We start from the raw sequence: 6,448 nt of genomic DNA, 5'->3' as shown, positions 1-6,448 counted from the left end.
GGGGACGTGGGGGCGGGCTGGAAGCCTTGCTGTCTAACTCCCCACTTACCGAGCAAGGTTGACAAAAATCATCCGATTGGATGGAAATTCGTCCTGGGGGATGCGCCACCGCCTCGTGTGCGTGCGCGAGGCTCGTACTCGTCGAGCGGCGCGGCGGCCGTGGCGACGACTGCGGACGGAAAACGACAACCGGGCGTCCGCTCCCCACGGGGAGTGGACGCCCGGGCTCTCACCGCTTCAGGGGCTCAGGAGCTCCGCGAAGGCTCCGCGGTTTCAGAACGTGAGGTTCCAGCTGTCGATGCGGCCGGTGTCCCCGCCCGCGTTGTCGTTCACCCGGAGCTTCCAGGTGCCGTTGGCCACCCGTGCGGAGGCGTCGACGGTGTACGTCTGGTGGATGTCGTCCGCGCTGCCGCCGGTGTGGTTGTGCAGGGTGTACACGGTGCCGTCGGGGGCGACGAGGTCGACCTTCAGGTCACCGATGTAGGTGTGCACGATGTTCACCCCCGCCTTGAGCGCGGCCGGGGCGTTGCCGCTCACGCCGGAGACCGTGAGCGGGCTCTCGACGGTGGTGTTGTCGTTGACGGCCACATCGGCCGTGTTCTCGAAGTACTTGCCCGGCGGGACGGTGGTGCCGACCGCCTTGAGCGCGTCCACCTGGCCTTCACCGAAGAACGCGTTCTTCGCGGTGGTGCCGGTGCAGCGGCTGTCCGACGGGCAGGCGACGTCGTTGGCCTGGACGGCCAGCTTGTCGCGGAGCTGGGCCGGGGTGATGCCCGGCGTGGCGCTCGCAAGCAGCGCGGCCACACCCACGACGTGGGGCGAGGCCATCGACGTACCGCTCTTGGTGCCGTACTTGCCGCCCGGCAGGGTGGAGTAGACGCCGTTGGAGCCGTCGCCGCCGGGGGCCGCGACGTCGATGACGCCGTTGCCGAAGTTGGAGTAGGACGCCTTCACACTGCCGCTGCCCATCGCCGAGACCGTGACGACGCCCGGCAGTTCGGTCGGGATGTCGAGGCAGGCGTTGGTGATGCGGCGGGTGGTCGGCGTCGAGTCGTTGGGGCTCTCGGTGTCGGTCGTCTTGTTCGCCAGGTCGTAGTTGGAGTTGCCCGCGGCGGCGACCTGGAGGGAGCCCTTGCCCTCGGCGTACTCCTGGGCGCGGCGCACCCCCTCGATGATGGCGGCCTGGTCGGCGTTGTCCGGGCAGTTGAACTGCCACGGGTCGGTGTAGTAGCTGTTGTTGGTGACCTTGAAGCCGTGGTCACCGGCCCACACCAGACCGCAGACGGTGTTCTCGGCGTAGAAGAGCGTGGAGCCCGGCTCCGCGAGGCGGACCGAGGCGATCTTCACGCCGGGTGCGACACCGACGACGCCCTTGCCGTTCTTGGCGGCGGCGACGGTGCCCGCGACGTGGGTGCCGTGGCTGTCCACGTCACGCCAGGCGCCGGTGCGGGTGTCGGGCTTGCCGTAGGCGCAGGAGACCGAGTCGGCCGCGTCGAAGTTGGCGGCGAGGTCCTGGTGCTGGTCGTCCACACCGGTGTCGAGGATACCCACCTTCACCGAGGAGGATCCGGTGGAGACGGCCCAGGCCTGGTCGGCCTTGATCTGGCTCATGTCCCAGCGGACCGGCTCGCCGGCGGGGGTGGTCGACTGCGCGGGGTTGTTCGGCAGCGCCGGGTCGTAGGCGTCGGCCGGGACGTCCGCGGTGCGGGTGGCGCCGACCTGCTGGACTCCGCTGACGCCCCGCATGGTGGCGGCGAAGGTGCTGGAGGCGGAGTGGGCGACGACGACGCCGATCGCGTCGAAGTACGAGAAGACCGTGCCGCCGTTGGCGGTGACGGCCGAGCGCACCGAGGAGCTGTCACCGGGAGCGGTGATGACCAGGTAGGCGCGGGTGCCGGCGGCCCAGGCCGCGCTCCGGGCCGTGACCGGCGCGGCCGCGTGGGCCGGGGCGCCGGCCGCGGCCGGGGCGACGGGCTGGGTGCTCGCGAGAGCGGGAGCCGCGAAGGTCAGCGCGGCTCCGAGGGCGGCGGCCCCGACCAGGAGGCGTCGGGGGCGTCTGGATATGGGGGGTATCAATGCGTCCTCCGATGACCCGACAGGTGCTGGTGGCACCTACCGGGTCGTACGAAACGAGTGGTGGACGCAAGATGTCAGATGATCACCCGGGGAGGGAAGTACCTTTCACCGGACGGATGTTCATCTGCGGCGGCCGAAACGTGCCGGAAACATGATCGTTTCCGATACCGCCGCCGCGCCCGCACGGAGATGGCGGTCAGAGCGCGTGCCCGGTGGTCGCATCCACGTGGGCGGGTACCTCGTCGTGGCGGTCGCCGACCGTGAGGGTCCCACTGGGCTCGAACAGGAGGATCGAGGCACCGGACGGTGCGGACGGTTTGTGCTCCGTGCCGCGCGGCACGGTGAAGACCGAGCCGGTGGGCAGGGCCACGGTCCGCTCCCCGCCGGCCTCGCGCAGGGCGATGTGCAACTCCCCGTCGAGCACCAGGAAGAACTCGTCGGTGTGGTCGTGGACGTGCCAGATGTGCTCCCCCTCGACCTTGGCGACGCGTACGTCGTAGTCGTTGACGCGGGTGACGATACGAGGGCTCCACAGGGCGTCGAAGGAGGCCAGCGCCTGGTCAAGGGCGAGGGGAGAGACGGCGGGGGTGGTGGGTTCGTTGCTCATGGCCTCATCCTCGGCCGTGGCGCTCCGCCGGTGTGAGTGCTAGAAATCGCATATGCCGCAAGATTCCTCGCACAGGACCCGTGCCTCGCACACCCACCGGGTGGTCGTGATCGTCGACGAGAACTCCAACCCCTTCGAGCTGGGCTGTGTCACCGAGGTGTTCGGGCTGCGCAGGCCCGAACTCGGGCGTGAGCTCTACGACTTCACCCTGTGCGCGCCCGACCCGCGCACTCTGATGCGGGACGGGTTCTTCACGCTCACGGGTGTCGCGGGGCTGGAGGCGGCCGACACCGCGGACACCCTGATCGTGCCCAACCGGCCGGACACCGATGTGCCCCGGCGCCCCGCGGTCCTCGACGCCGTCCGGCGGGCGCACGCACGCGGCGCGCGGCTGGTGGGGATGTGCAGCGGCGCCTTCACCCTGGCCGAGGCCGGGGTCCTCGACGGGCGCCGGGCCACCGCGCACTGGCAGTGGGCCGACTCGTTCCGGGCCCGCTTCCCCTCGGTCGATCTGCGGCCGGACGTGCTGTTCGTGGACGACGGCGACATCCTCACCTCGGCCGGCAGCGCCGCGGCCCTCGACCTGGGGCTGCACCTGGTCCGCCGCGACCACGGCGCCGAGGTGGCCAACTCGGTGAGTCGGCGGCTGGTCTTCGCCGCGCACCGGGACGGCGGGCAGCGGCAGTTCGTGGAACGGCCCGTCCCCGACACCCCGGACGAGTCGCTCGCGCCCGTGCTCGCCTGGGCCCAGGAGCGGCTGGGCGACCCCCTCACCGTGGCGGACATCGCCACTCGCGCGGCCGTCAGCTCCGCCACCCTGCACCGCCGCTTCCGCGTCCAGCTCGGCACCACCCCGCTGGCCTGGCTCACCGGCGAGCGGATCGCCCTCGCCTGCCGTCTCATCGAACGCGGCGAGCAGCGGCTCGACGTGGTCGCCCAGCGCAGCGGCCTGGGCACCGCCGCCAACCTGCGTGCCCGGCTGCGCCGCGAGACGGGCCTGAGCCCCTCGGCGTACCGGCGGCGCTTCGGCCCCGAACCGACGCTCGCACGACGGTGACGGCAGAACGGGGCGTCTCGGCCCGCCGACCGCCTCACCGCCGTGGCGAGCGCGGCCACCGCACCGCCCAGGGCCATGACCGGGTTCAGCTCGCGCAGTACGCGTCCCGGTCCGGACGCACGCCCGTCGTCAGGAACGTGGTGACCGCACGGTCGCCGCACGCGTTGCCACTGTCCAGGTACATCCCGTGGCCGCCGTGGTCGACCGTGACCATACGGGCCCTGTCGCCCCACGCCGCACGCATCTTCAGCGCGCCGAAGTACGGCGTCCCGGGGTCCCGCAGACCCTGGATCATCAGGATGTTGGACGGGCCCTCGTCGGTGATGCGGACCGGCTTCTCGGCCGGCGCGTCCTTCCAGTAGGCGCAGGGCAGGACGTTGACGGGGCTGCCCGCGGTGAGCGGGTGGCGGATCCGGTCGGCCGCGACGGCCCGCTCGTACGAGGGGACCGACTCGGGCCAGCTCACGTCGTTGCAGAGCACCCCCACGATGACGGCGGCTTCCTCGTCGCTCATCGGCTCGGCGAGCGGGGGCGGCAGGACCGGGACCGCCCGGGGATCCTGGGCCGCCTTGATCAGCTGCGCCACCATGGGGAAGGAGCCGTCCGAGTAGAAGGCCAGCTGGAGCGCCTGGCGCAGCTGGTTGCCGGTGAGCGGGACCCCCTCCTTGGCGGTCTTCCTCGGCTCCGCGTCCAGCTTCGCCGCCAGCGCGAGGAACAACGGCCGCACCTCCTGAGCGTGTTGGGCCAGTCGCAGCCCCTCGGCGTCACGGGCCGGGTCCGAGGCCCAGGCCGCGAAGTCCGGGAAGCGGAGGTCGGCCGCCGGTGCCATGTTCGCCAGCCAGCCGCGCTCGACGCGGGTCGGGTCGGGGTCGCCGTTGCTGTCGAGCACCCAGCGGTCGGTGTGCCGCGGGAACAACTGCGCGTACACCGCGCCCACATAGGTCCCGTACGAGACGCCGTAGGCCGACAGTTTGCGCTCGCCGAGCGCCTGGCGGAAGCGGTCGATGTCGCGGGCCTCGTTGCGGGAGGTGAGGCTGCGCAGCTCCGGGCCGCCGTTGCGCCGGCACGCCTCGGCGATGCGGCGGGACCTGGCGACGTTCTCGCTGATGTCGCCGTCGGCGCCCGGCCACGAGCGGAGGTTCACCATCATGCGGTCGTCGGCGGAGAGTCCGCAGCTCGCCTTGGTGCTGGCACCCACGCCGCGCGGGTCGAAGCCGACGATGTCGTAGGCGCCGCCGGTCTCCTTGCGCAGGGCGGCCCCCTGCTCCGCCAGCATCCGCAGCCCGGATCCCCCCGGCCCGCCGGGTATCGCCAGCAGCACTCCGCGCCGCTTGTCGGGGTTCTCGCTGCGCAGTCGGGACACGGCGAGCGTGAGGGTCTTGCCGTTCGGGTCGGCGTAGTCGAGCGGCACGGGCAGTGAGGCGCACTCCCGCCCGGTCGTGGCGCCGTCGTCGGCGCAGGGCTTCCAGTCCAGCGCGGACACCCCGGCACCGGCGGAACGGGCCTGGGCCGCCGGGACGGCGGTGGCGGTCAGGGCCGTGGTGGCGGACGCGAGGGAGAGGGCGATCGCGAGGCTTCTGGAGCGGTAAGTCGTCATGGGACAAGGGTGGTTGAGGGATACGCGTGATCCCATCCGGCAGGCACGCCGCCCGGGGTGGGGCTAGCCCCCGAGTCCACTGGGCCGGTTCGCCTGCGGCCCCAGCCTCACAGGGTGTGCTTGTGGAGCACGTCGAGGTAGAAGCGGTCGCGGTCCGGCACGTGCTCGTCCCGGCTCGGCAGGGCGAACACCGCGCAGACGTCGGCGGGCCGGGTCCAGAGGCTCGACTGCTCGTCGAAGGTCAGCACGCTGTTGACCTCGTGGCGGCAGCCCGCGCTGTCCAGCGCCGCGAGCAGGTCCTCGCGCAGCACGGTCGCCCCGTACGACTCGCTGTCCGGCAGGACGAGGGGCGGCAGCCTGACCGTCGAACCCGGCTGGAGCCGGATCCAGATCCCGCTGACACACCGTCGGGTGACGACGAGCTCCAGACCGCCCCAGATGTACGGATAGCCGTCGGTGTCCGGGCCCTTCATCCGGATGACCGGATGGGGCCGCCCCGGCCCGAGCAGCTCCTCGGCCTCGGTCAGGGGCATACCGCAGTGCAGCGGCCCGATACGGCCGGTGGCGGCGAAGTCGACGAGGAGGGGGAGCAGGGTCACGAGGGTGACTGTGACATCCGGCCGGGCGCGCCGCACCCCGATTTCGGCGTGCGGCGCGGCTCCGTCGAAGGCGGGTCAGCGCACGATCTGGTCGCCGTCCGGCACGTCCTCGACGGTGACCTTGCCACGCGGCTGCTTGAGCCCGAGTGCCACCGCTTGGGCCAGGCCCTCGAAGTCCCTGCCCTGGGGCTGCGGGATCGCCTCCCCCTCGCCGTACGCCTCGATCGCCCGGGTGAAGTAGCCGGGGTGCCAGGCTCCCACGGCGCCCCGGACCTCGACGGCGGCGACCGGACGCCCCGCGACGGACTTGCGCAGCGCGGGCAGGATCGCGTCGGACCGCAGCTCGCCCGGCACCTGGAAGAGGCTGGCGTGGGCGCCGACCAGGCCGCCGCCGCGCAGCCGGACCGTCACGGTGAGACAGCTGGTGACGGCGGGGTAGGTGAGCACACCGCCCCGGGCGACCTCCCTGATCTGACCCTCGGTCACGGTGGCGGCCGCGGGCACCGGGTGGG

6 protein-coding genes are annotated in these 6,448 nt (G+C 72.2%); 1 reads left to right on the top strand and 5 read right to left on the bottom strand.

Translation table 11 applies throughout. From position 1 onward, the window contains the following. Positions 1 to 273: 273 nt before the first annotated feature. Positions 274 to 2,076: a S8 family peptidase gene (locus tag A8W25_RS30660; protein ID WP_420708541.1), complete on the bottom strand. Its 1,803-nt coding sequence runs from the start codon at positions 2,074 to 2,076 to the stop codon at positions 274 to 276. A gap of 196 nt (positions 2,077 to 2,272) precedes the next feature. Next, positions 2,273 to 2,683, bottom strand: coding sequence for a cupin domain-containing protein (locus A8W25_RS30655; protein WP_067167715.1), 411 nt, complete (start codon positions 2,681 to 2,683; stop codon positions 2,273 to 2,275). 52 nt (positions 2,684 to 2,735) lie between these two features. Between A8W25_RS30655 and A8W25_RS30650 the strand changes: the two genes are divergently transcribed. Continuing rightward, positions 2,736 to 3,740 carry a helix-turn-helix domain-containing protein gene (locus tag A8W25_RS30650; protein ID WP_067167713.1) on the top strand — a complete coding sequence of 335 codons (1,005 nt, stop codon included), beginning with the start codon at positions 2,736 to 2,738 and terminating at the stop codon, positions 3,738 to 3,740. A gap of 85 nt (positions 3,741 to 3,825) precedes the next feature. Here A8W25_RS30650 and A8W25_RS30645 read toward each other — a convergent pair whose 3' ends face one another. From A8W25_RS30645 to A8W25_RS30635, 3 genes are all read right to left on the bottom strand, one after another. Further along, positions 3,826 to 5,337, bottom strand: coding sequence for an alpha/beta hydrolase (locus tag A8W25_RS30645; protein ID WP_067167712.1), 1,512 nt, complete (start codon positions 5,335 to 5,337; stop codon positions 3,826 to 3,828). 107 nt (positions 5,338 to 5,444) lie between these two features. Further along, on the bottom strand, positions 5,445 to 5,936 hold the full coding sequence (locus A8W25_RS30640; RefSeq protein ID WP_067167717.1) for a hypothetical protein: 492 nt from the start codon (positions 5,934 to 5,936) through the stop codon (positions 5,445 to 5,447). A gap of 75 nt (positions 5,937 to 6,011) precedes the next feature. After that, positions 6,012 to 6,448, bottom strand: a 437-nt coding sequence (locus A8W25_RS30635) for a hypothetical protein (RefSeq protein ID WP_067167710.1), incomplete at its 5' end; no start/stop codon positions are given.

This window comes from Streptomyces sp. ERV7, from assembly GCF_001653515.1.
Taxonomy (GTDB): domain Bacteria; phylum Actinomycetota; class Actinomycetes; order Streptomycetales; family Streptomycetaceae; genus Streptomyces.
Note: the sequence above shows the minus strand (reverse complement) of the source record. Positions and strands in the feature narration are given on the sequence as shown.

Excerpts from the sequence above, each read along its gene's own strand:
- A8W25_RS30650 (WP_067167713.1), top strand. The coding sequence starts at position 2,736 with ATGCCGCAAGATTCCTCGCACAGGACCCGTGCCTCGCACACCCACCGG.
- A8W25_RS30645 (WP_067167712.1), bottom strand. The coding sequence starts at position 5,337 with ATGACGACTTACCGCTCCAGAAGCCTCGCGATCGCCCTCTCCCTCGCG.
- A8W25_RS30655 (WP_067167715.1), bottom strand. The coding sequence starts at position 2,683 with ATGAGCAACGAACCCACCACCCCCGCCGTCTCTCCCCTCGCCCTTGAC.